Origin of the sequence: Pseudomonas sp. GM30 (assembly GCF_000282275.2) — a bacterium.
In the GTDB taxonomy this organism is placed as follows: domain Bacteria; phylum Pseudomonadota; class Gammaproteobacteria; order Pseudomonadales; family Pseudomonadaceae; genus Aquipseudomonas.
Genome location: NZ_AKJP02000005.1, coordinates 49,041 through 75,570, shown reverse-complemented (window position 1 = coordinate 75,570; position 26,530 = coordinate 49,041). Strand labels below are relative to the sequence as shown.

At 64.9% G+C, this 26,530-nt stretch carries 2 protein-coding genes (1 of these 2 running past the window's edge); both read left to right on the top strand.

Annotated features, from left to right (window positions below; genetic code table 11):
* On the top strand, window positions 1-8,690 hold the 3' portion of the coding sequence (locus PMI25_RS04190) for a non-ribosomal peptide synthetase (RefSeq protein WP_007965814.1). Its footprint begins 4,321 nt before the window's first position; only the last 8,690 of its 13,011 coding nucleotides appear in the window; its start codon lies beyond the left edge, outside the window; it ends in the stop codon at window positions 8,688-8,690.
* On the top strand, window positions 8,687-26,530 hold the full coding sequence (locus tag PMI25_RS04185) for a non-ribosomal peptide synthase/polyketide synthase (RefSeq protein WP_024164421.1): 17,844 nt from the start codon (window positions 8,687-8,689) through the stop codon (window positions 26,528-26,530). Before PMI25_RS04190 ends, PMI25_RS04185 begins: the two co-directional genes overlap by 4 nt.

Genomic DNA, 26,530 nt, shown 5'->3' with positions numbered 1-26,530 from the left:
TGGTGTTCGGCACCGTGCTGCTCGGGCGCATGCAGGGCGGCGAGGGTGCCGATCGCGCACTCGGCATGTTCATCAACACCTTGCCGCTGCGGGTCAGCGTCGGCGCGACCGCCGTGCAGCAAGGCGTGCGCGCTACTCATGAACGTCTGGCGCAACTGCTGGCGCATGAGCAGGCTTCGCTGTCGCTGGCCCAGCGTTGCAGCGGTGTGGCTGCATCGCTGCCGCTGTTCAGCAGCTTGCTCAACTACCGTCACAGCGCGGCGGAGCCGGCAGGCGTGACCTGGGACGGGATCGAGATTCTCAGCTCGCGCGAGCGCAGCAACTATCCGCTGGTGGTCAGCGTCGACGACCTCGGCACAGGTTTCCGCCTGAGCGTGCAGGCAGTGCCGCAAGTGGATGGTGTGCGGGTCTGCGATTACTTGCAGACCGCGCTGCACAATTTGCTGACCGCTCTGGAGCACTCGCCAGCAACGCCGCTGCAGCAGATCTCGGTGCTGTCGCCGAGCGAACGCCAGCGGGTCCTGGTCGGCTTTAACATCAGCGGTCGCGACTACCCGCCGGCGCAAACCGTGCAGCATTTGTTCGAGGCCCGGGCGGCCGCGCATCCCGAAGCCTTGGCGGCGGTGCAAGGTGCGCAGCAGGTGAGCTATGGCGAACTCAATCAGCGGGCCAATCGCCTGGCGCATCACCTGATCGGCCTTGGCGTGCAGCCCGATGACCGGGTCGCCCTGTGTGCCCGGCGCAGCCCGGACATGCTGGTCGCGCTGCTGGCGATCCTCAAGGCCGGCGCCGGTTATGTGCCGGTCGATCCGGCGTATCCGGCGGAACGCATCGCCTATCTGTTGCAGGACTGCGCCCCGGTGGCGGTCGTGGCGCAGGCGTCGACTCGCGATCTGCTCGGTGGCGTGCCGGTCGTCGATCTGGACAACGACCTCTGGCAGCACCTGTCGGATACCAATCCGCAGCTGCCGGCATTGACGCCGAACCATCTGGCTTACGTGATCTACACCTCCGGCTCCACCGGCCAACCGAAAGGCGTGATGGTCGAGCATGCGACCCTGGAAAACCTCGTGCACTGGCACGCTGAAGCTTTTGATTTGCAGGCCGGCAGCCAGACCGCGAGTGTCGCCGGCTTCGGTTTCGACGCCATGGCCTGGGAAGTCTGGCCGGCGCTGTGCGTTGGCGCGACCTTGCACCTGCCGCCGCAGTCGATCCGCAACGAGCACCTCGACGAGTTGCTCGACTGGTGGTGTGCGCAGCCGTTGCAGGTCAGCTTCCTGCCGACGCCGGTGGCCGAATACGCGTTCAGCCGGCAGTTGCAGCACCCGACCTTGCGTACGCTGCTGATCGGCGGTGACCGCCTGCGTCAGTTCAGTCGCGCGCAAACCTTCGACGTGATCAACAACTATGGCCCGACCGAAGCCACGGTGGTCGCCACCTCGGGCCGGGTCGAGCTGGATCAGCCGCTGCATATCGGCCGGCCGATTGCCAACGCCAGAATCTATGTGCTGGACGCCGAGCAGCGTCCGGTGCCGGTGGGCGTGGCGGGCGAGTTGTATGTCGGCGGGGCGGGCGTGGCGCGCGGCTATCTGAATCGCCCCGAGCTGAGCGCTGCGCAGTTCCTCTTCGATCCGTTCAGCGATGAGCCGCAGGCGCGCATGTACCGCACCGGCGATCAGGCGCGTTGGCTGGCCGACGGCAATATCGAGTACCTGGGGCGCAATGATGATCAGGTCAAGTTGCGTGGTGTGCGTATCGAACTCGGTGAAATCGAAGCCGCGCTCGGCAGCCACGCTGCGCTGCAAGAGGCGGTGGTGCTGGTTCGCGATGGGCGGCTGATTGCCTGGTTCACCGAGCGCACGGCGGTGGATATTCAACAGTTGCACACGCATTTGCAGGCACGTTTGCCGGATGCGCTGCTGCCAGCGGCTTACGTGCGGCTGGACGCATTGCCGCTGACTGCCAACGGCAAGATCGACCGCAAGGCCTTGCCGGAACCGGAGCACGGCGCATGGCTCAGCCGCGAATATCAGGCCCCGGAAGGGGCGGTGGAAACCGCGCTGGCGCAGATCTGGATCGACGTGCTGAAAGTCGAGCGCGTCGGGCGTCAGGATAATTTCTTCGAACTGGGCGGGCATTCGCTGCTGGCGGTGAGCCTGATCGAACGCATGCGTCAGATCGGCCTAAGCGCCGATGTGCGCGTGCTGTTCAGTCAGCCAACCCTCGCTGCGCTGGCCGCCGCCGTGGGCAGCGGACGCGAAATCGATGTGCCGGCCAACCGCATCCCGCCGGGCTGCACGCACATCACCCCGGACCTGCTCAGCCTGACTGAACTCGATCAGGCCAGCATCGAGCGCATCGTCGCCACGGTGCCGGGTGGAGCGGCGAACGTGCAGGATATCTATCCGCTGGCGCCGTTGCAGGAAGGCATTCTTTATCACCACCTGAGCGCCGAACAGGGCGATCCGTACCTGCTGCAATCGCGGCTGGCGTTCGACAGTCTTGAGCGTTTGCAGGGTTTTGCCGACAACCTGCAAAAGGTCATCGCCCGTCACGACATTCTGCGCACCAGCGTGGTCTGGGAAGGCTTGGCGAGCCCGCAGCAAGTGGTCTGGCGCGAGGCGCCGCTGGTGGTGCAAGCGGTGGCGCTGGATCCGGCGCAGGGTGATATGCTCGAACAGTTGCACGCGCGTTTCGACGCCCGGTACAACCGCCTCGACCTGAGCCAGGCGCCGCTGATGCGCATTGTTTACGCCGAGGACCCGGCGCAGCAGCGGGTGGTGGCGATCATCCTGTTCCAGCATTTGATCCTCGACCACACCGCCATGGAAGTGGTGGGCCAGGAAATGCGCGCGTTCATGTTCAATCAGGCCGACAGCCTCGGCACGCCGACGCCGTACCGCAACTACGTGGCGCAGGCGCGTCTGGGCGCCAGCGAGCAGGAGCACGAAACGTTCTTCCGCGACATGCTCGGCGATATCGACGAACCGACCCTGCCATTCGGCCTGCATGACGTGCAAGGCGATGGCGGCGCCATCGAGGAAGCCGGGCAAGCCGTGGATGCCGGGTTGACCCTGCGTCTGCGTGAGCAGGCCCGGCAACTCGGCGTCAGCCCGGCGAGCCTGATGCACCTGGCCTGGGCGCAAGTGCTGGGCGTGCTTGCCAACCGCCGCGACGTGGTGTTCGGCACGGTGCTGTTGGGTCGTTTGCAGGGCGGTGAGGGCGCGGATCGCACCCTCGGCGTGTTCATCAACACCTTGCCGCTGCGGGTGGATGTCAGCGAAGGCGTGCGCGCTGCGGTCAAGACTACCCACGCACGGCTGACCGCGCTGCTGGCCCATGAACACGCGCCATTGGCGCTGGCACAGCGTTGCAGCGCGGTGTCCGGGGCGCCGCTGTTCAGCGCCTTGCTTAACTACCGGCATACCGCTGCCGAAGCGCAGCCGCATGACGGTCAGGGCATCTGGGAAGGCGTGCAATTGCTCGGTGGCGAAGAGCGCAGCAACTATCCGCTGACGCTCAGCGTCGATGATCTGGGCGAAGGCTTTTCCCTGTCCGTGCTGGCGTTGGCGCAGATCGGCGCGCAGCGCATCTGTGGCTACATGCACACCGCGCTGGAGCATCTGGTGCATGCGCTGGAACAGGCGCCGCAACGTCCGCTCAACCGTTTGCCGATTCTTTCGGTGGAGGAATACGAGCGCTTGCTGGTCGGGTTCAACCCGACGGCGGCGGCATACCCGCGCGGTGCAACGATTCAGGCGCTGGTGCAAGTGCAGGCCGCGCAGCAGCCGCAGGCACTGGCGGTGGTGCAGGGCACGCAGCAACTGACCTACGCGCAACTCAATCAGCAGGCCAATCGCCTGGCCCATCACTTGCTCGGCCTCGGCGTGCAACCGGACGACCGGATTGCCGTGTGCCTGCAACGCAGCCCGCAGATGCTGGTGGCGCTGCTGGCGATTCTCAAGGCGGGCGCCGGTTATGTGCCGGTCGATCCGGCGTACCCGGCGGAGCGCATTGCCTACCTGTTGCAGGACAGCGATCCGGTGGCAGTGCTGGCGCAGGGTTCGACTCGCGAGTTGCTGGGCCGGGTGCCGGTGATCGATCTGGACAACGTCCTCTGGCAACACCTGCCGCAGACCAATCCGCAACTGCCGACGCTGACCCCGGCGCATCTGGCCTACGTGATCTACACCTCGGGTTCGACCGGCCAGCCGAAAGGCGTGATGGTCGAACACGCGACCCTGGAAAACCTTGTGCACTGGCACTGCGAGGCGTTCGACCTGCGCGCCGGCAGTCACACCGCCAGCGTCGCCGGTTGCGGTTTCGACGCGATGGCCTGGGAGGTCTGGCCGGCGCTGTGTGTCGGCGCGACCCTGCACCTGCCGCCGCCGTCGATCAGCAACGAACACCTCGACGACCTGCTCGACTGGTGGCGCGCGCAACCGTTGCAAGTGAGCTTCCTGCCGACGCCGATTGCCGAATACGCCTTCAGCCGTGAGCTGGGGCACCCGACCTTGCGCACGCTGCTGATCGGTGGCGACAAGTTGCGGCAGTTCTCGCGTGAGCAGACGTTTGCCGTCATCAACAACTACGGCCCGACCGAGGCCACGGTGGTTGCGACCTCCGGACAGGTCAATGTCGGGCAGTTGCTGCATATCGGCCGGCCCATCAGCAACGCCCGGATCTACCTGCTCGATGAGCAGCAGCGTCCGGTGCCGGTTGGCGTGGCGGGCGAGTTGTACGTCGGTGGCGCGGGTGTGGCCCGTGGTTATCTGAACCGTCCCGAGCTGACCGCCGAGCGTTTCCTCGAAGACCCGTTCAGCGACGAACCGCAGGCGCGCATGTACCGCACTGGCGATCTCGCGCGCTGGCTGGCCGACGGCAATATCGAGTACCTGGGGCGTAACGACGATCAGGTCAAACTGCGCGGCGTGCGGGTGGAACTGGGGGAAATCGAAGCTGCGCTGTCCAGCCATCCGGTGGTGCAGGACGCGGTGGCGCTGGTGCGCGAGGCGCGCTTGATCGCCTGGTTCACCGCGCGCACAGCGGTCGATATCGAGGAGCTGCGCGCGCATTTGCAAGCGCGCCTGCCACAAGCACTGGTGCCGGCAGCTTACGTGCGGCTTGAGGCGCTGCCGCTGACCGCCAACGGCAAACTCGACCGCAAGGCCTTGCCCGAACCGGATCAGGACGCCTGGCTCAGCCGCGAATACGCAGCCCCGCAAGGGCCGGTGGAAACCGCGTTGGCGCAGGTCTGGGCCGAGGTGTTGCAGGTGGAACAGGTCGGGCGGCACGACAACTTCTTCGAACTGGGCGGGCATTCGTTGCTGGCGGTGACCCTGATCGAGCGCATGCGTCAGCTCGGCCTGAGCACCGATGTGCGCGTGCTGTTCAGCCAGCCGACCCTCGCTGCGCTGGCCGCTGCGGTGGGCAGCGGTCGCGAAGTCGCGGTGCCGGCCAACCTGATTCCACTCGGTTGCACGCACATCACTCCAGACATGCTGACCCTGCTGCAACTGGATCAGCAAAGCATCGAACGCATCGTTGCCACGGTGCCGGGCGGGGCCGCCAACGTGCAGGATATTTATCCGCTGGCGCCGTTGCAGGAAGGCATTTTGTATCACCACTTGAGCGCCGCGCAGGGTGATCCGTACCTGCTGCAATCGCGACTTGCGTTCGACAGCCTCGAACGCCTCCAGGCCTTCGCCGCCGCGCTGCGTCAGGTCATGAGTCGTCACGACATCCTGCGTACCGGGGTGGTCTGGCAAGGGTTGGCCACACCGGTGCAGGTGGTCTGGCGCGAGGCCGAATTGCCGGTGCAGGAAGTGGCCCTCGACCCGGCGGCCGGTGATGTTCTGGCGCAGTTGTATGAGCGTTTCGACGCGCGGCATTACCGCATCGACCTCAGTCAGGCGCCGCTGATTCGCCTGGTGTATGCGCAGGATCCGGCCAACCACCGGGTGGTCGCCATGCTGCTGTTCCATCACATCGCCATGGATCACACGGCGCTGGCCGTGGTGCAGGAGGAAATGCAAGTGATCCTCTTTGGTCACGACGAAGCACTGCTGCCGGCCGTGCCGTATCGCAATTACGTGGCGCAGACCCGGCTGGGTGTCAGCGAGCAGGAGCACGAAGCGTTCTTCCGCGCGATGCTCGGTGACATCGACGAGCCGACGCTGCCGTTCGGGCTGCTGGAGGTGCGCGGCGACGGGCAGGATATCGAAGAAGTCCGGGAGAACGTGCCCGAAGCCCTGGCGCGGCGCTTGCGCAGCCAGGCGCGGCAGATGGGCGTGAGTGTCGCCAGTCTGTTCCATCTGGCCTATGCCCGAGTGCTGGCAGCGACCTCGGGGCACGAGCGCGTGGTGTTCGGCACCGTGCTGCTGGGGCGGATGCAGGGCGGCACCGGTGCCGACCGTGGCTTGGGGATGTTCATCAATACGTTGCCGTTGCGGGTGGATCTGGGTGACACCTCGGTGCGTGTCGGCGTGCGCGCCACCCATGCACAACTGACCGCGTTGCTCGGCCATGAACATGCGTCGTTGGCATTGGCCCAGCGGTGCAGCGGGGTGGCCGCGCCGTCACCGCTGTTCAGCGCGATGCTCAATTACCGGCACAGCGTCAGCGCAGAACAGCAGCAGGCCAATCGCCTGACCTGGCAGGGCATCGAGAACCTCTCCAGCGAAGAGCGCACCAACTACCCGCTGAGTCTCAATGTCGATGACCTGGGCGAAGGTTTTATCCTCACAGTCATGACGCCTTCGCGCATTGGTGCGGCGCGGGTGTGTGGCTACATGCAGCAGGTGTTGGCGGAACTGGTCGAGGCGCTGGAGCAGGCACCGCAGCAGATCTTGAACCGCCTGCCGGTGATTCCGGATACCGAGCGTCAGCAGTTGCTGTCTGGTCTCAATGCCACGGCAGTCGATTACAACCTTGAGCAGACGATTCATGGTCTGTTCGAGGCGCAGGTGCAGCGATCGCCGCAGGCGCCAGCGGTGGTCGCGGGTGAGCAGTCACTGAGCTACGCCGAACTCAACGCCCGGGCCAATCAACTGGCACGGCACCTGCGCGGATTGGGCGTAGGGCCGGATGCGCGGGTGGCGATCTGCGTCGAGCGTGGCCTGGACATGGTGGTCGGGCTGCTGGCGATCCTCAAGGCCGGCGGCGGTTATGTGCCGTTGGACCCGGCGTATCCGCTGGAGCGTCTGGCGTACATGCTGGAAGACAGCGCGCCGCTGGCCGTATTGGTGCAGGGAACCACGCGTTCGTTGCTCGGTGACACTTCCGTGCCGGTGATCGATCTGGATCAGCCGCACTGGCAATCGCTGCCTGCCGACAACCTTTCAGCAGCCGAACTGACCCCGCAGCACACCGCTTACGTGATCTACACCTCCGGTTCCACTGGCCAGCCGAAAGGCGTGATCAACGAACACAGCGGGGTCGTCAACCGCTTGCTGTGGATGCAGGACGCCTATCAACTGACCTCCAGCGACACGGTGTTGCAGAAGACCCCGTTCAGCTTCGACGTCTCGGTCTGGGAATTCTTCTGGCCGCTGATGACCGGCGCCCGACTGGTCATGGCCCGGCCCGAGGGGCACAAGGATCCGCTGTATCTGAGCGAAATCATCGAACGCGAACACATCACCACGCTGCACTTTGTCCCGTCGATGCTCGATGTTTTCCTTGCTCACGCCGACACCGCACGTTGCAGCAGCCTGCGGCAAGTCATGTGCAGCGGCGAAGCGCTGCCGGGCAGCGTGGTGCGACGCTTCAAACAGCAACTGCCGGTTAGCGAGTTGCACAACCTCTACGGCCCGACCGAAGCGGCAGTGGACGTGACGGCGTGGAATTGCGCCGGTCCTCTGGAAAGCACCCCGGACAACACGCCCATCGGCAAACCGATCGCCAACACCCGCATGTACATCCTCGATGCCCAGCAGCAACCAGTGCCACACGGTGTGATCGGCGAGCTGTACATCGGTGGCGTGCAGGTAGCGCGCGGTTATCTGAATCGTCCGCAGTTGAACGCCGAACGCTTCCTCAACGATCCGTTCCAGGCCAATGGGCGGATGTACCGCACCGGCGACATCGCCCGCTATTTGCCGGACGGCAATATCGAATACCTGGGCCGCAACGACGATCAGGTGAAGATCCGTGGTCTGCGCATCGAACTCGGTGAAATTCAGGCACGCCTGACCCAGATCGATGGCATTCAGGAAGCCGCCGTACTGGCCCGCGAAGACATACCGGGGGACAAACGTCTGGTCGCGTATTACACCGGCGCACGGCTGGAAACCGACGTGCTGCGCAGCCATCTGCTGGAAAACCTGCCGGACTACATGGTGCCCGCCGTGTTCGTGCATCTCGATGCACTGCCGCTGAGCCCCAACGGCAAACTCGACCGCAAGGCGTTGCCGGCGCCGGATCAGGCCGCGCTGCCTGTGCGCGAATACGAAGCCCCGGTGGGCGACGTGGAAATCACCCTCGCACGGCTCTGGGCTGAACTGCTCAACGTCGAGCGGGTAGGGCGCCACGATCATTTCTTTGAACTGGGTGGTCACTCGCTGCTGGCGGTCAGTCTGATCGGCCGCTTGCGTCAGGAAGGCATGGAAGCCGATGTCAGGTCGCTGTTCGAACATCCGACCCTGGCCGGCTACGCCGCAATTACCGAACGAATGGAGATCGTCCTGTGAACGTGATCGAACTGTTGGCCACATTGAAGGCTAAAGATATTCAGCTGGCGGTCGCGGACGACCAATTGCGAGTCAACGGCAACAAGCAGGCGTTGAACGACCCGGCGCTGCTGGCGCTGTTGCGCGAGCACAAACTTGCGCTGATCGAGCTGATCAAGGCCGGGCAGTACTCGGCCAGCAAGCATGGCCAGGTCGAAGTGCCGGCCAACGGCATCGTTGCGGGCACCACGCGCATTACGCCGGCGATGCTGACGCTGGTCGAGCTCGATCAGCCGACCATTGACCACCTCGTCGCACAAGTCCCCGGCGGCGCGGCCAACGTGCAGGACATCTACCCGCTGGCGCCGTTGCAGGAAGGCATCCTCTATCACCACGTCAGTGGCGGTGACGGCGATCCGTATGTCATGCAATCGCATTTCGCCTTCGCCAGCCGCGAGCGTTTTCAAGCGTTCGCTCAAGCACTGCAAGCGGTGATCGATCGCCATGACATTCTGCGCACCGCTGTGCATTGGGCAGGGCTGGATGCACCGCTGCAGGTGGTCTGGCGCCGGGCCGAACTGCCGGTGGAAGAAGTGACGCTGCCAGAACCCGCCAGCGACGTGCTGGCGTATCTGCACGAGCGCTTCGACGCCCGGCATTTCCGCCTCGACGTTACCCAGGCGCCGCTGATGTGTCTGGCCCACGCCTGGGATCAAGCCGGGCAACGGGTGATCGCCACGCTGCTGTTCCATCACATGGCGCTCGACCACTCGGCGCTCGACGTGGTGCGCCACGAAATGCGCGCCTGCCTCACCGGGCAGCGTGAACGGCTCGGGCGCCCGGTGCCGTTTCGCAACTACGTGGCGCAGGCGCGGCTGGGCGTCAGCGAGGCCGAGCACGAGGCGTTTTTCCGCGAGATGCTCAGCGACATCGACGAACCGACGCTGCCTTACGGCCTGCAGGACGTGCAGGGTGACGGCAGCCAGATTGTCGAACTCAGCGTGCCGGTCGAGGCGCTGCTGGGCCAGCGCTTGCGGGCGCAGGCGCGGACGCTCGGCGTCAGTGTCGCCAGCCTGTTCCATCTGGGCTGGGCGCAGGTGCTGGCGGCGTTGACCGGCAAGCAGCAGGTGGTGTTCGGCACCGTGCTGATGGGCCGCATGCAGGGCGCCGAGGCGATTGACCGGGCGCTGGGAATTTTCATCAACACCTTGCCGTTGCGGGTGAATATCGACGGGCAGGATGTGCGCGCGGCGGTCAACGCCACCCACGCCCGGTTGACCACGCTGATGCGTCACGAACACGCACCGCTGGCCTTGGCTCAGCGCTGCAGTAATGTGGTGGCGCCGACGCCGCTGTTCAGCACGCTGCTCAATTATCGCCACAGCCACAACGTCGCCACCGCCAGCGCCGAAACCCTCGCGGCGTGGGACGGTATCTCCACGTTGCACTCCGAAGAGCGCAGCAACTATCCGCTGACCCTGAGTGTCGATGACCTCGGTGACGCCTTCAGCCTGACGCTGCTGGCGAGCACTCAGACCGATCCGCAGCGCATCTGCGATTACCTGCACTGCGCGCTGGAAAACCTCGTGCTCGCGCTGGAGCAGGCGCCGCAGACACCGGTCAATCAATTGCCGATTCTGCCGGCGGCGGAGCTTGAACAGGTGCTGCTCGATTTCAATGCCACCCAAGTGGATTTCCCGACTGCACAGACCCTCCAGCAACGTTTCGAGGCGCAGGTGGCCGAACGGCCGGACGCGCTGGCGGCAGTATTTACCGACCGCCAATTGACCTACGCCGAACTCAATCGTCAGGCCAACGCCTTGGCGCAGCACCTGATCGGGTTGGGAGTGAAACCGGATGACCGCGTGGCGATCGTCGCCCGTCGCGGGCTGGACACCCTGGTCGGGCTGGTGGCGATCCTCAAGGCCGGCGCCGGCTATGTGCCGATTGATCCGGCGCACCCGGCCGAGCGTTTGAACTACCTGCTCGACGACAGCGCGCCGGTGGCGGTGCTGACCCAAAGCAATCTGCGCCAACGTTTGCCGGCGCTGGCCGTGCCGGTACTCGAACTCGACCGCTGCAACTGGCCGCAGGGCGTTACCCATGACCCGCACGTCCCCGGCCTGAGTACCGAAAACCTGGCCTACGTGATCTACACCTCCGGCTCCACCGGCCTGCCCAAGGGCGTGATGGTCGAGCATCACACCCTGAGCAATCTGGTGGACTGGCACTGCGCGGCGTTCGACCTCTGCGCCGGTCGCCACACCTCAAGCCTCGCCGGTTTCGGCTTCGATGCCATGGCCTGGGAAGTCTGGCCGGCGCTGTGCGCCGGCGCGACCCTGCATCTGGCGCCGACCCACGAGGGCGGCGAAGACATCGATGCCTTGCTCGCGTGGTGGTGCGCGCAGCCGCTGGACGTGAGCTTCCTGCCGACGCCGGTGGCCGAATACGCCTTCAGCCAGAACCTCGAACACCCGACCCTGCGCACGCTGCTGATCGGCGGCGACCGCTTGCGTCAGTTCAATCGCAACCAGCATTTCGACGTGATCAACAACTACGGCCCGACCGAGGCCACAGTGGTCGCCACTTCAGGTCTGGTGCAAAGCGGCGACACGCTGCACATCGGTAAGCCGGTGAGCAACGCCACGGTGTACCTGCTCGACGAACAACAGCGCCCGGTGCCGATCGGCGTGGCTGGCGAGCTGTACGTTGGCGGTGCCGGGGTTGCCCGTGGCTACCTGAATCGCCCGGACATGACCGCCGAGCGCTTTCTGCGCGACCCGTTCAGCCGCGCACCTAATGCGCGGATGTACCGCACCGGCGACCTCGCACGCTGGCGCGAGGACGGCAACCTCGAGTACCTGGGGCGCAACGACGATCAGGTGAAAATCCGCGGCGTGCGCATCGAACTGGGCGAGATCGAGACCTGCCTCAACCAGCTGCCGGGGATTCAGGAAGCGGTGCTGCTGGCCCGCGAAGATCAACCCGGCCAGCCGCGACTGGTGGCCTACTTCACCGAACAGCCGCAGGTCGAAGCGCTGCCGGTGGGCGAGTTGCGCGCGCAATTGCTCAGCCGTTTGCCCGAATACATGGTGCCGACGGCGTTCGTCAAACTCGCCGCGCTGCCGCTGACCGCCAACGGCAAAGTCGACCGCAAGGCCTTGCCGGTGCCGGATCTGGCGGCGCTGTTCACCCGCGAGTACGCAGCGCCCGAAGGCGAAGTGGAAACCGCGCTGGCGCAGATCTGGGCCGACGTGCTGCAAGTCGAGCGGGTCGGGCGGCAGGATCACTTTTTCGAACTCGGCGGGCATTCGTTGCTGGCGATGCGCATGGTCTCGCAGGTGCGCCAGCGCCTGGGCGTCGAGCTGGCGCTGGGCGATCTGTTTGCCAACGCCGAACTGGCGGCGGTCGCGGCAGTGCTCAACGAGGCCGGGCGCAGTGAGCAACCGCAGATCGTGCCGGTCACCCGTGACGGTGCGTTGCTGCTGTCGTTCGCCCAGCAACGCCTGTGGTTCCTCGCGCAAATGGAAGGCGCCAACACCGCCTACAACATTCCCGTGGCCCTGCGTTTGCGTGGCCGTCTCGATGACGCGGCGCTGCAACGCGCGCTGGCGCGGATCGTCGCCCGGCACGAAACCCTGCGCAGCCGCTTCGCCCAATTCAACGACGAAGCGCAAGTGCTGATTGCCCCGGTGGACACCGGTCTGCTGCTGCGGATTGAAGACCTGCGCCAGCACCCGCAACCCGAGGACACCCTGCAAGCGCTGATTCAGGGCGAAGCCTCCGGACCGTTCGACTTGCAGGACGATCCGTTGATTCGCGGGCGACTGGTACGCCTGGCCGACGATCACCATGTGCTGTTGCTGACCCTGCACCACATCATCTCCGACGGCTGGTCGATGGGTGTTTTGACCCGCGAACTGATGGCGCTGTATCAGGCGTTCAGCCACGGCCAGCCGGATCCGTTGCCGCCGTTGGCGCTGCAATACACCGACTACGCGGTATGGCAACGACGCTGGCTCAGCGGCGAAGTGCTGCAACGCCAGAGCGAGTACTGGCAACAGACCCTCGCCGGTGCCCCGGCGCTGCTGATGCTGCCGACCGATCGCCCGCGCCCGGCGCAGCAGGACTATGCCGGCAGCAGCGTCGCCGTCGTGCTCGACGAACGCTTGAGCGCCGGGCTCAAAGCCTTGGGCCAGCGCCACGGCGTGACCCTGTACACGACGCTGATGAGTGCTTGGGCAATGCTGCTCAGCCGCTTGTCCGGGCAGGCTGAAGTGGTGATTGGATCGCCGGTGGCCAACCGCACCCGCGCCGAGATCGAAGGCCTGATCGGCATGTTCGTCAACACCCTGGCCCTGCGCATCGACACCTCGGGCGAGCTGAGCGTCGAAGCGCTGCTGGCGCGGGTCAAGGCGCAAACCCTGCAAGCGCAGGCGCATCAGGATCTGCCGTTCGAGCAAGTGGTGGAAATCACCCGGCCGGTGCGCAGCCTGGCGCACAGCCCGTTGTTCCAGACCTTGCTCAGTTGGGATGGCCTCGAAAGCCCTGCGCTGGCCCTCGGCGAACTGACGCTGGAAGGTGTGGCCGAGCCGAGCCACTTCGCCAAGTTCGACCTGTCGCTGAGCCTGAGTGAGTCCAACGGCATCATTCGCGGATCGCTGGAATACGCCACGGCGTTGTTCGACCAGAGCACGGTCGAGCGCTTCGTCGGCTACTTCCAGCGCCTGTTGCAGGCGATGGTCACCAACGATCAGGCAGTGCTGGAACAGGCGCCGCTGCTGGCGCAGGAAGAGCGGCAGCGTTTGCTGGTCGAGTTCAATGCCACGGCGGTCAATTACAACCTTGAGCAGACCATTCATGGCCTGTTCGAAGCGCAAGTGGCTCGCTCGCCGCTGGCACCAGCGGTGGTCGCGGGTGATCAGCAACTGAGCTACGCCGAACTCAATGCCCGGGCCAATCAACTGGCGCCGCACCTGCGTGAATTGGGCGTAGGTCCGGATGCGCGGGTGGCGCTCTGCGTCGAGCGCGGTCTGGACATGGTGGTCGGGCTGCTGGCGATCCTTAAGGCTGGCGGCGGTTATGTGCCGCTGGACCCGGCGTATCCGCTGGAACGTCTGGCGTACATGCTGGAGGACAGCGCGCCGTTGGCGGTGTTGGTGCAGGGAACCACGCGTTCGTTGCTCGGTGACACTTCCGTGCCGGTGATCGATCTGGATCAGTCGCAATGGCAATCCCTGCCTGCCGACAACCTTTCAGTTGCCGAACTGACCCCGCAGCACACCGCTTACGTCATTTACACCTCCGGTTCCACTGGCCAGCCGAAAGGCGTGATCAATGAGCACAGCGGGGTCGTCAACCGCTTGCTATGGATGCAGGACGCTTATCAACTGAGTTCCACTGACACGGTGCTGCAAAAGACCCCGTTCAGCTTCGACGTCTCGGTCTGGGAGTTCTTCTGGCCGCTGATGACCGGCGCCCGATTGGTCATGGCCCGGCCCGAGGGGCACAAAGATCCTCTGTATCTGAGCGAAATCATCGAGCGCGAAAAGATCACCACACTGCACTTCGTGCCGTCGATGCTCGACGTGTTTCTCGCTCACGCCGACACCGCACGCTGCAGCAGTCTGCGTCAGGTGATGTGCAGCGGCGAAGCGTTGCCGGGCAGCGTGGTGCGACGCTTCAAGCAGCAACTGCCGGGCAGCCAATTGCACAACCTCTACGGCCCGACCGAGGCCGCAGTGGACGTGACAGCGTGGAATTGCGCCGGGCCGGTGGAAAACACCCCGGACAACACGCCGATCGGCAAACCGATCGCCAACACCCGGATGTACATCCTCGATGCCCAGCAACAACCGGTGCCGCACGGTGTGGTCGGCGAGCTGTACATCGGCGGCGTGCAGGTGGCGCGGGGTTATCTGAATCGTCCGCAGTTGAACGCCGAACGCTTCCTCACCAATCCGTTCCAGAGCAATGGGCGGATGTACCGCACCGGCGACGTCGCCCGCTATCTGCCGGACGGCAATATCGAATACCTCGGTCGCAACGACGATCAGGTGAAGATCCGTGGCTTGCGCATCGAACTCGGCGAGATTCAGGCGCGTTTGACCCAAATCGACGGCGTGCAGGAAGCCGCCGTACTCGCCCGCGAAGACGTACCGGGGGACAAGCGTCTGGTCGCGTACTACACCGGCGCGCCGCTGGAAATCGAAGCACTGCGCAGCCATCTGCTGGAAAACCTGCCGGACTATATGGTGCCCGCCGTGTTCGTGCATCTCGATGCACTGCCGCTGAGCCCCAACGGCAAACTCGACCGCAAGGCGCTGCCGGCCCCCGATCTGACGGCGCTGACCGCCCGTGAATACGAAGCCCCGGTCGGTGAAGTGGAAATCGCTCTCGCCCAGCTCTGGGCTGAACTGCTCAAGGTTGAGCGGGTAGGCCGCCACGACCATTTCTTCGAACTCGGTGGCCATTCGCTGCTGGCGGTGAATCTGGTGGCAAAAATGCGTCGTGCCGGCCTGAGCGCCGACATTCGCGTGCTGTTCAACCAGCCGACCCTCGCCGCGCTGGCCGCTGCCGTGGGCGGTGAACCGGAAGCCGAAGTCGCGGCCAACCTGATCACTGCGGACTGCACGCGCATCACCCCCGAGCTGCTGCCACTGGTGGCGCTCGACCAGCCGAGCATTGACCGCATCGTCGCGAGCATCCCCGGCGGCGTGGCCAACGTGCAGGATATTTACCCGCTGGCGCCGTTGCAGACCGGCATCCTCTTTCATCACCTGTCCGCCGCCCAGGGCGATCCGTATGTGTTGCAGGCGCAGTTCGCGTTTGCTGACGAGCAACGCCTTGACGCTTTCACCCAGGCCTTGCAGAACGTGATCCAGCGCCACGACATCCTGCGCACTTCGCTGTTCTGGGATGGGCTGCAAGACCCGGTGCAAGTGGTCTGGCGTGAGGCGCCGCTGGCCTGCGAAGCGCTGGAACTGAATGACGCGGACGGCGATGTGCTGGAGCAATTGCGCCGCCGCTTCGACGCCGCGCAGTACCGCATGGCCGTCAATCAGGCGCCGCTGATGCGCGTGGTGCATGCGTGGGACGCCGCCAATCAGCGTGTGGTGGCGTTGTTGCTGTTTCATCACCTGGTGATGGACCACGTGGCGCTGGAGGTGCTGCAACACGAGATGCAGGCGTTCCTCAGCGGCCAGCCGCAGCGTCTGGCCGAGCCGGTGCCATATCGCAATTACGTGGCGCATACCCTGTCGGCGATGAGCGATCAGCATCACGAAGATTTCTTCCGCGAGATGCTGGGTGATATCAGCGAACCGAGCGCGCCGTACGGCCTGCACAGCATTGCCGAGGGCCACGCCGCAGACGCACGCCGGGTACTCGACCTCGATCTGAGTCGGCGTGTCAGGGCCAAGGCCCGACGGCTGGGGATCAGCGCCGCGAGCCTGATGCATCTGGCCTGGGCGCAGGTGCTGGGAAAACTCTCCGGGCGTGACGCCGTGGTGTTCGGCACCGTGTTGCTGGGGCGGTTGCAGGCGGGCGAGGGCGCCGAGCGCGCGCTGGGGGTGTTCATCAACACCTTGCCGCTGCGCGTCGATCTCGGGCAACGCTCCGCGCAGGAAGCCGCGCTCGCCACCCATCAACAGTTGAACGCGCTGTTGCAACATGAGCATGCGCAATTGGCGCTGGCCCAGCGTTGCAGTGCGATGCCCGCCGGTACGCCGCTGTTCAGCACGCTGTTCAACTATCGTCACAGCGCCGCTGCCGGCACGCCTTCCGCGGAGGCGGCGAACGCGTGGCAAGGCATGCATTTGCTCCATACCCAGGAGCACACCAACTACCAGTTGAGCGTGAGTGTCGATGACCTCGGCGAAGGTTTCGGCTTCACTGCACTGGCCGCTCCCGGCATTGATCCCGCACGTATCTGCGAGTACCTGCAACGGGCGGTGAGCAACCTGCTGCAGGCACTGGAACAGACCCCGCAACTGAGCGTTGATCAGATGTCGATCCTGGCGCCGGACGAACGCCGGCAATTGCTGGTCGAGTTCAACGCCACCGAGCGCGAATACCCGCGTGCGCTGACCGTGCACGCCTTGTTCGAAAGGCAAGTGGCGGCAGATCCGCACGCCATCGCTGTGGTGCATGGCGGGCAAACGTCGAGTTATGCCGATTTGAATGATCGGGCCAACCGCTTGGCCCACTACCTGATCGCTCAAGGCGTGCAGCCGGGCGCTCATGTGGCGATCCTGCTGCCGCGCTCGCGGGAGCTGCTGGTGGCGCAACTGGCGATTGCCAAGTGTGCGGCGGCCTACGTGCCGCTGGACATCAACGCGCCGAGCGAGCGCCAGGCGTTCATGCTTGAGGACAGCCGCGCCGTGGCGTTGCTGACACTCAGCAGCGAAGCCATCGACTACGCCGCGCCACGCATCGACCTCGACCGGCTCAAGCTCAGCGGTCAGCCGACGCACAACCCGAACCTGGCGCAGTCCTCGGAGACGCTGGCGTACATCATGTACACCTCCGGTTCCACCGGCACGCCGAAGGGTGTGATGGTGCCGCACCGTGGCATCGCTCGTCTGGTGCTGAACAACGGCTACGCCGATTTCAACCCGCAGGACCGCGTGGCGTTTGCCTCCAACCCGGCGTTCGACGCCAGCACCATGGACATCTGGGGGCCATTGCTCAACGGCGGGCGCGTGGTGGTGATCGATCACCAGACTCTGCTTGATCCGCACGCGCTCGCTCGCGAATTGCACGCCAGCGGCGCGACAATCCTGTTTGTCACCACGGCGCTGTTCAACCAGTACGTGCACCTGATTGCGCAGGCGCTGAAAGGCTTGCGCATGGTTCTGTGCGGCGGTGAACGCGGCGATCCGGCCAGCTTCCGCCGCTTGCGGGCCGAGGCGCCGCAGCTGCGCATCGTGCATTGCTACGGCCCGACCGAAACCACCACGTACGCCACCACGTTTGAAGTGCACGAAGTGGCGGAAAACGCCGAGAGCGTGCCGATTGGCGGGCCGATCTCCAACACGCAGGTATATGTACTCGACGCGCATCAGCAGCCGGTGCCGATGGGCGTGACCGGCGAGTTGTACATCGGCGGGCAGGGCGTGGCGCTGGGCTATCTGAATCGCCCGGAGCTGACCGCCGAGAAGTTCCTGCGCGATCCGTTCAGCGACCGACCGGGCGCGTTGCTGTACCGCACCGGCGACCTTGTGCGCTGGCTGGCGCCGGGGCAGCTCGACTGCATCGGGCGCAATGACGATCAGGTGAAAATCCGTGGTTTCCGCATCGAACTCGGCGAGATCGAAAATCGTCTGCTGGGCTACCCGGGGATCAACGAAGCGGTGGTGCTCGCCCGGCGCGATGGTCAGGAACCGCTGCGGCTGGTGGCCTACTACACCGCGCACGACGGCGCGCTGGAACTCGCCGACCTGCGTGAGCATGTGCAGGCGCAGTTGCCGGAATACATGGTGCCAAGTGCCTGGGTGCAGCTCGATGCCTTGCCGTTGACCAACAACGGCAAGGTCGATCGCAAAGCCTTGCCCGAACCGGATGCTGCGGCGTTGATCACCCGCGAATACGTTGCGCCACAGGGTGAACTGGAAATTGCATTGGCGCAGATCTGGGCCGAGACCCTGCAAGTCGAGCAGATCGGCCGCCACGATCACTTCTTCGAACTCGGCGGGCATTCGTTGCTGGCGATGCGCATGCTGTCGCAGGTGCGCCAGCGTCTCGGCGTCGAACTGCCCCTGAGCGAGTTGTTTGCCGATCCGCATCTCAGTGCGGTGGCCGCGGTGCTGAACCGCGCCGGGCGCAGCACGCTGCCGCAGATTGTCGCAGCGGAACCTGATCAAGCGCTGCCGCTGTCCTTCGCCCAGCAACGCCTGTGGTTCCTCGCGCAAATGGACGGCGGCAATTCGGCGTACAACATTCCGCTTGGCCTGCGCCTGCGCGGTCGGCTGGATGAAGACGCGCTGCAACGGGCACTGGCACGCATCGTCGATCGCCACGAAACCCTGCGCAGCCGCTTCAGCCAGATCGACGATCAGCCGCAGGTGATGATTGCGCCGGTCGACAGCGATCTGCTGCTGCAGATTGCCGACCTGCGCCAGGATTCGCAGGCTGAAGCCACCTTGCAGGCGCTGCTCGCGCAGGAGGCCTCGACGGCGTTCGATCTGCAAAACGATTCGCTGATTCGCGGACGGTTGGTGCGCCTGGCTGACGATCACCATGTGCTGTTGCTGACCGTGCATCACATCGTCGCCGATGGCTGGTCGATGGGCGTACTGACCCGCGAACTGATGGCGCTGTATCAGGCTTTCAGTCAGGGCCAGCCCGATCCGTTGCCGCCACTGGCGCTGCAATACGGCGACTATGCCGTGTGGCAACGGCGCTGGCTCAGCGGTGAGGTGCTGCAGCAGCAAAGCGATTACTGGCAGCAGACCCTCGAAGGGGCACCCGCGCTGCTGACCCTGCCCACCGATCGTCCGCGTCCGCCACAGCAGGACTTTGCCGGCAGCAGCGTCGAAGTACGCCTGGATGAGCGTCTGAGTGCCGGGCTCAAAGCCTTGAGTCAGCGGCACGGTGTGACCCTGTTCATGACCCTGATGAGTGCCTGGTCGCTGTTGCTGAGTCGTTTGTCCGGGCAGTCCGACGTGGTGATCGGTTCGCCGGTGGCCAACCGCACCCGGGCCGAGATCGAAGGCCTGATCGGCATGTTCGTCAACACTCTGGCGCTGCGCATCGACACCTCGGGTGAACCGAGCGTGGCCACGCTGCTGGCGCGGGTCAAGGCGCGCACGCTGGAAGCGCAGGCGCATCAGGATCTGCCGTTCGAGCAAGTGGTGGAAATCACCCGGCCGGCGCGCAGTCTGGCGCACAGCCCGTTGTTCCAGAGCACGCTGAGCTGGGACAGCAGCGTCGGGCCGAACCTGGCGCTGGGCGATCTGAGTCTTGAAGGTGTGGCCGCACCGGGCCGGGTTGCCAAGTTCGACCTGACCCTGACCCTGGGTGAGGTCAACGGGGTGATTCGCGGTTCGCTGGAATACGCCACGGCGTTGTTCGATCAAGCGACCGTCGAGCGTTATGTCGGCTACCTGCAGCGCCTGCTGGCGGCGATGGTCAACGATGAGCAGACCGTGCTGGAGCATGTGCCGTTACTCACCGAGTCTGAGCGTCAGCGCCTGCTGTACGACTTCAACGCCACCGCACGCGAATACCCGCAAACCCTGACCGTGCACGGGATTTTCCAGCAACAGGCAGCGGCGCATCCCAAAGCGGTGGCGGCGGTGCATGGCGAGCATTCGCTGAGTTACTTTGAGCTGAACGCCCAGGCGAATCGTCTGGCGCATCACTTGATCGGCCAGGGCGTGCAGCCCGGCGACCACGTGGCGATCCTGTTGCCGCGTTCGCTGGAATTGCTGGTGGCGCAACTGGCGATTGCCAAGTGCGCGGCCGCCTACGTGCCGCTGGACATCAATGCCCCAAGCGAGCGACAGGCGTTCATGGTCGAGGACTGTCAGGCCGCGGCGTTGCTGACCCTCAGCGGTGAAGTCATCGACTACGCTGCGCCACGCATCGACCTCGACCGCTTGACCCTCAGCGGCCAACCGACGCACAACCCGAACCTGGTGCAGTCCTCGCAGGCGCTGGCGTACATCATGTACACCTCCGGCTCCACCGGCACGCCGAAAGGCGTGATGGTCCCGCACCGCGCCATCGGCCGTCTGGTGCTGAACAACGGTTATGCCGATTTCAACCCGCAGGATCGCGTGGTGTTCGCCTCCAATCCGGCGTTCGACGCCAGCACCATGGACATCTGGGGGCCGCTGCTCAACGGCGGGCGCGTGGTGGTGATCGATCACCAGACCTTGCTTGATCCAAACGCGTTCGGCCATGAGTTGAGCGCAACCGGGGCAACGGTGCTGTTCGTCACCACTGCGCTGTTCAATCAGTATGTGCAGCTGATTCCGCAGGCGCTGAAAGGCTTGCGCATTCTGTTGTGTGGCGGTGAGCGTGGCGACCCGGCGGCGTTCCGTCGACTGCTGGCCGAGGCGTCCGCGCTGCGCATCGTGCATTGCTACGGCCCGACCGAAACCACCACTTACGCCACGACGTTTGAAGTGCGTGAAGTGGCGGAAAACGCCGAGAGCGTGCCGATTGGCGCGCCGATCTCCAACACTCAGGTGTATGTACTCGATGCGCATCAGCAACCGGTGCCGATGGGCGTGACCGGCGAGTTGTACATCGGCGGGCAGGGCGTGGCGCTGGGTTATCTGAATCGCCCGGATCTGACCGCCGAGAAGTTTCTGCGTGATCCTTTCAGCGAGCAGCCGGGCGCGCTGCTGTATCGCACTGGCGACCTCGCACGCTGGCTGGCCCCGGGGCAGCTCGACTGCATCGGGCGCAACGACGATCAGGTGAAGATTCGCGGTTTCCGTATCGAACTGGGCGAAATCGAAAACCGCCTGCTCAACTGCCAGGGGATCAAGGAAGCCGTGGTGCTGGCGCGCCGCGATGGTCAGGACATCACTCGTCTGGTGGCGTACTACACCGCGCACGCCGGGCGCCTGGACAGCGCCGATCTGCACGCGCAGTTGCTGGCGCGACTGCCGGAATACATGGTGCCGAGCGCGTGGGTGCAACTCGATGTGTTGCCGTTGAACAACAACGGCAAGGTCGACCGCAAGGCGCTGCCGGCGCCGACGCAGGCAGCGCTGCTCAGTCGGGTGTATGTCGCGCCGATCTCGGCGCTGGAGGAACATCTGGCGCGGATCTGGGCCGGTTTGCTGCAGCTCGAACAAGTCGGTCGTTACGACAACTTCTTTGAGCTGGGCGGGCATTCGTTGCTGGCGATGCGCATGCTGTCGCAGGTGCGTCAGCAGTTGGGTGTCGAGCTGACACTCGCCGAGCTGTTCGCCAACCCCGAACTGGCCGCGGTCGCCGAGGTGCTGAGCCGGGCGGGGCGCAGCACCTTGCCGGAGATTTTGCCGGCGCCGCGTGATCAGCTATTGCCGCTGTCCTTCGCTCAGCAACGCCTGTGGTTCCTGGCGCAGATGGACGGTGGCCACAGCGCCTACAACATCCCGGTCGGTCTGCGCTTGCGCGGTCGGCTGGATGAAGATGCGCTGCAACGGGCACTGGCACGCATCGTTGAGCGTCACGAAACCCTGCGCAGCCGCTTCAGTCAGATCGACGATCAGCCGCAGGTGCGGATTCTGCCGGCCGAGAGCGGTCTGTTGCTGGCGGTAGAAGACCTGCGTCAACACCCGCAGGCTGACAATGCCTTGCGCGGCCTGATCGAGGAGCAGGCCTGCGCCTCGTTCAATCTGCAGCACGATGCGCTGCTGCGCGGACGTCTGGTGCGTCTGGCTGACGATCATCATGTGCTGTTGCTGACGCTGCACCACATCATCGCCGATGGCTGGTCGATGGGCGTGCTGACCCGTGAGCTGGCGGCGTTGTATCTGGCGTTCAGCCGTGGCGAGGACGATCCGTTGCCGCCGCTGGCGCTGCAATACACCGACTACGCAGTGTGGCAACGGCGCTGGCTCAGCGGCGAGGTGTTGCAGCGTCAGAGCGATTACTGGCAGCAGACCCTGGCCGGCGTGCCGGCCTTGCTGAGCCTGCCCACCGACCGTCCGCGTCCGCCACAGCAGGACTATTCCGGCAGCCGCGTCGACCTGCTGCTCGATGAACACTTGAGCGCCGGTTTGAAAGCCTTGTGTCAGCGTCGCGCGGTGACGCCGTACATGGTGATCATGAGCGCCTGGGCGATGTTGCTCAGTCGTTTGTCCGGGCAGGACGACGTGGTGATCGGCTCGCCGGTGGCCAACCGCACCCGCGCGGAGATCGAAGGCCTGATCGGCATGTTCGTCAACACCCTGGCGCTGCGCATCGACACCTCGGGCGAGCCGAGCGGCGAGACGCTGTTGGCGCGGGTCAAGGCGCAAACCCTGGACGCACAGGCGCATCAGGATCTGCCGTTCGAGCAAGTGGTGGACATCAGCAAACCGCTGCGCAGCCTGTCGCACAGCGCGTTGTTCCAGACCATGCTCAGTTGGGACAACAACGACGACCCGAGCCTGACCCTCGGCGACCTGACCCTGGAAGGCGTGGCCGGCGACAGCCATTTTGTGAAATTCGACCTGTCGCTGAGCCTCGGCGATTCACACGACGGCATTCGCGGTTCGTTGCGCTACGCCACGGCGTTGTTCGATGAGTCGACGGTGCAGCGTTTCGTCGGCTACTTCCAGCGGCTGCTGGCGGCGCTGGTCAACGATGATCAGGCGGTGCTTGCGCGAGTGCCGTTGCTGGCACCGCAGGAGCAGCAGCGCTTGCTGGTCGACTTCAATGCCAGCGCAGTCGATTGTCCGTTGGAGCAACCGTTGCACGGCTTGTTCGAAGCACAAGTGCGGCGCAAACCGGACGCTGTCGCGCTGCAATCCGCGCAAGGCAACCTGACCTACCGCGAGCTCAATCAGCGCGCCAATCGTCTGGCTCAGCACCTGCGTGCGCAAGGTGTGCAGCCGGATGCGCGGGTGGCTATCTGCGTCGAGCGCGGGCTGGATCTGATCGTCGGTCTGCTCGGCATCCTCAAGGCCGGTGGTGCTTATGTGCCGCTGGATCCGAGCTACCCGGCGGAACGCCTGGCCTACATGCTCAAGGACAGCGCGCCGACCGCGGTGCTGGTGCAAACAGCGACTCGCGGGTTGTTCGATGACGCGGCCGTGACGCTGATCGACCTGAATCAGGACACTTGGCAGCACCTGCCGGATCACGATTCGCCAGTGCCGGGCCTAAGTGTTTCGAATCTTGCGTACATGATCTACACCTCGGGTTCTACCGGGTTGCCGAAAGGCGTGATGATCGAACACCGCAGCGCCTGCAACATGGTGCATTGGGGTTCGCAGATTTCGCCGCCGACCGAACACGGTGCGCTGCTGCAAAAAGCGCCGTTCAGCTTCGACAGTTCGGTGTGGGAGATCTTCTGGCCGCTGTGTTCCGGCATGCGTCTGGTACTCGCGCGACCGGACGGCAATCGCGATTCGGCGTATGTGGTGCAGACCATTCGCGAGCAGCAGGTGACGGTGGTCAAGTTCGTCCCGGCGCTGTTGCAGCAGTTCATCGAGCAGGACGACGTCGAACAGTGCACCAGCCTGACCGATGTGCTCAACGGTGGTGGCGAACTCAGTGCGGCGCTGGCGCGCCAAGTGCGTGATCGCTTGCCGTGGGTGCGATTGCACAACGTTTATGGCCCGACCGAAACCACGGTGGACAGCACAGGCTGGACGCTGGAGCCGGATATGCCGGTGCCGGACAACGTGGTGCCGATCGGCACAGCACTGAGCAATACCCGGCTGTACGTGCTCGATGCTTACGGTCAGCCGGTGCCGCAAGGCGTCAGTGGTGAGTTGCATATCGGCGGCGTTGGCGTGGCGCGTGGTTATCACGGTTTGCCGGAAATGCAGGCCGAGCGTTTCATCGACAGCCCGTTTGTGGCGGGGGACCGCCTGTACCGCACAGGAGATCTGGCGCGCTACAACAACCATGGTGAACTGGAATTCCTTGGTCGTAATGACTTCCAGATCAAGCTGCGTGGCTTGCGTCTGGAACCGGGGGAAATCGAGGCACGGCTGATCGAGCATCCGGCGATCCGCCAAGCGGTGGTGATGGTCCGCGATGAGCGCCTGGTGGCGTGGTACACCGTGCGCGCCGGCATTGACGCGCCATCGCTGGAGACCTTGCGCGCGCATGTGCTGGAGCGTCTGCCGGAGTACATGGTGCCGGGTGCGTTTGTGCTGCTCGACGCTTTGCCGCTGACACCGAACGACAAGATCGACCGCAAAGCCCTGCCGGAACCGGGGGCAGACGCCGTTATCAATCGCCCATACGTGGCGCCACAGGGTGAAGTCGAAACCGCGCTGGCGCAGATCTGGGCTGAAGTCCTCGGCGTCGAACAGGTGGGCCGGCACGACAACTTCTTCGAACTGGGCGGGCATTCGTTGCTGGCGGTGAAGCTGGTCAATCTGCTGCAACGGGCCGGCCTGCCGCTGTCGCTGGCCGAACTGTTCCAGCATCCGAGCATCGAGTCTGCCGCCGCGCTGCTCAGTCAGGGCGAGGCGTTCAGTCAGCCTGACGGGCTGGTCGTGGTGCGTGCCGGGACGCACGGTACGCCGCTGTTCCTGCTGCATGAGTTCAGCGGCCGCGACGTGTACTTCCCGACCCTGGCCCAGCACATCGGTGGCGAGTTCCCGATTTACGGCCTGCCCGGTGTGCCGCTGGGGCAAGCGCAATTGCGCACGCTGGAGTGCATGGCGCAGCGCATGGTCGGGATCATCCGCGCGGTACAGCCTCACGGTCCGTATCGTCTGGCAGGCTGGTCGTTCGGCGGGGTGCTGGCGCATGAGGTCGCGCAGCAATTGCTCGGCCTTGATGAGCCGGTGGAATTCATCGGCATGCTCGACAGCTACGCACCGAATCCGTTGGCTCAGGACAAGGCCATGTGGAACGGCGAGGGCCTCGACAAGCGTCAGTTGCTCGGCCATTGCCGTGGGCGTTCGCTGATGCTTGGTGCCGACAGCGAGGCGGCGCTGGCAGCGGTGCAAGTACTGGAAGCGCAAGTCGAACAACTGGATTTCCCCGAGCTGTTCGAGCGCTGTCAGGCGCAGCAACTGACCGATCCGGAACTGGCCACGGTCAGTGCGGCGGACGCCTGGCATTACTTTGATCGCGAAGCGGCGCATCGTCTGGCGCTGGCGCATTATCGGGTCAGCCCGGCGAGTCAGCCGATCCACCTGTTCCGTGCCCAGGAGTTGATGGACGGCCAGTCATTGCCGAGTCCGACTCGTGGCTGGGAAGAGCGTTTCGACAGTGGCTTGCTGCGTTGCATCGACATCCCCGGCGATCACCGGACGATGATGAAGCACCCGCACATTCAGGCACTCGGCCAGGCGATTACCCAAGCGCTGGCAACCCTGGTGACGCCGGAACCGGCGCTGTATCAACCGCTGCTGACGATTCAGACCGGGCAGCCGGGGCATGCGCCGATTTTCTGCGTGCCGGGGGCGGGAGACAGTGTCACCGGATTCATTCACTTGACCGAGGCGATCGGCCCGGAATGGCCGATCATCGGTCTGCAACCGCGCGGGCTGGACGGCGTCAGCGTGCCGCACAGCGCGGTGGAAGCCGCTGCGGCGTTCTACCTGCAGGCCATCGAGCAGATTCACCCGCAGGGGCCGCTGCACCTGATCGGCCATTCGTTCGGCGGCTGGGTCGCGCATGCCATGGCCGCGCAGTTGCAGGCGGCCGGGCGCGAGGTGGCTTCGCTGACGTTGATCGACAGCGAAGCGCCGGGCGGTGACGGCACGGCGGGCAAGCCATACACCGCCACTGCCGCGCTGCAACGGCTGATCGACACCCTGCAATTGTCCTGTGGCAAGTCGCTGGGCATCGATCCTGCGACCTTCGCCAACGCCGACGACACCACGCAATTGCGCCTGCTGCAGGCAGGCATGGTGCGCGCCGGGGTGTTGTCGGAACGCGCGGCGCCGGACGCGATGCACGGCCCGGTACGCACGTTCGCCAGCGCCTTGCGCACGGTCTATCAACCGCGCCTGGCCTACACCGGGCCGGTGCGGCTGGTGCTGGTCGACGACCCGACGCTGGACGAGTGGGGCAATCAGCGCGAACACGCGGCGGTGCTCGAAGGCTGGCAGCGGCAGGTCAGCGATCTGGCGGTGTGGTACGGGCCGGGCAACCACTTCACGATTCTCAAGGCACCCAATGTCTTCAGTTTCGCCGCGTGGTGGCATGACGGTCTGGCGCTGGCGGTCGGCGAAGTGCTGTCCTGA